The organism is Methylobacterium goesingense, assembly GCF_022179225.1.
Classification (GTDB): domain Bacteria; phylum Pseudomonadota; class Alphaproteobacteria; order Rhizobiales; family Beijerinckiaceae; genus Methylobacterium; species Methylobacterium goesingense.
Window position 1 is genome coordinate 1 of record NZ_BPQL01000230.1, and the last position, 1498, is coordinate 1498.

At 69.1% G+C, this 1498-nt stretch carries 1 protein-coding gene; it reads left to right on the plus strand.

Annotated features, from left to right (window positions below; genetic code table 11):
- Positions 1 to 513: 513 nt before the first annotated feature.
- Positions 514 to 1498 (plus strand): 2-hydroxycarboxylate transporter family protein (locus MFF30_RS25400; protein WP_238283007.1); only part of this gene is annotated, 985 nt, incomplete at its 3' end.

Genomic DNA, 1498 nt, shown 5'->3' on the forward strand with positions numbered 1-1498 from the left:
GTCGCGCACGGTGCCGTCGAGCGCCATGGCGACGGTGCGCTTGGCCAGGGACTTGGCGATGCCCTCGACGACGGCACGGCCGGTGATCGCGGCGTCGTAGCTGCGGGTGTTGCCGTCGGGGAAGGTCAGGATCGGCATGGCCGGGGCTCCTTGGAGGCTCACTCCTGCGTACGCGGCAGGTAAGCGGGGGCGGTTTTCGGATCGGGGCGGCCGCGATGCGGCGCCGCGCCGGGCCGTTTAGACCCATTCGCATCGGGAAGGAACGCGAATTCCGAGTGGAACGGATCGCGCCGGGGCCGGAGGATCGCCGGACCGGAGGCCCCTGACAATCGCGGGTGATCCTCAAGCACCATTGCGGCTCGTGCGGGCCGATCAATTGACAAGGCCGGCCCGACCCGACTGATGCTGGCCCCCGGCCTTCCGTTCCGCACGGTTGAGACCAGAAAAAAGTCCAAAAATCAGAGCCGAGCCGGCCCCGCGGGGCAAAAAGGGCTTTCGCCGGGAGACACGTTCATGCCGAGCCCCGTACCGACGGCGCACCCCGAGGGCGTCGCGATCACCACGACGGCCCACCTGCCGGGGGGACGGGCCGAGACGCGGCGATTCTGGCCGCAGGGCTGGTGGCGCCTCGTCGACATCCAGATCGGCATCATCCCGCTGCCGGTCTACCTGATTCTGGTGGTGCTGCTCTGGGTGCTGACCGCCGAGGGCGAGATCAAGGCCGACGCACCGACGATGATCGCCGTCCTGGTGCTGGGGGGCTTCACCTGCGCGGAGATCGGCAAGCGCCTGCCGGTCTTGCGCCAGATCGGGGCGGGGGCGATCTTCGCCACCTTCATCCCCTCGGCGCTGGTCTACTACGCGCTGATCCCGGGTCCGATCGTCAAGGCGATCACGGACTTCACCAAGTTCACCAACTTTCTCTACCTCTACATCGCGGCCATCATCGTCGGCAGCATCCTGGGGATGGACCGGGCGGTACTGATCAAGGGCTTCCTCAAGATCTTCGTCCCCCTCGGCCTCGGCTCCCTGGCGGCGGGCTGCGTCGGCACCCTGGTGGGCACGCTCCTCGGCCTCGGCACCCACCACACCTTCTTCTTCATCGTGGTGCCGATCATGGCCGGCGGCGTCGGCGAGGGCGCGATCCCGCTCTCCATCGGCTACGGCAGCATCCTCGGCATTCCGCAGGGCGACGTCTTCGCCCAGGTGCTGCCGCCGGTGATGCTGGGCAGCCTCACGGCGATCATCCTGGCCGGCACCCTCAACTGGGTGGGCAAGCGCAAGCCGCACCTGACCGGCGAGGGCCGCCTGCAGCCCGACACCGAGAACGACATGGAGGCGAGCACGCCCGTGGAGACCGGCCCGATCGACGCCGCCACGGTGGCGGCGGCCGGCCTCACGGCGGTGACGCTCTATCTGCTGGGCGTGATGTGCCACCACCTCACCGGCCTGCCCGCCCCCGTGGCGATGCTGTTCCTGGCGGTGCTGGCCAAGCTCG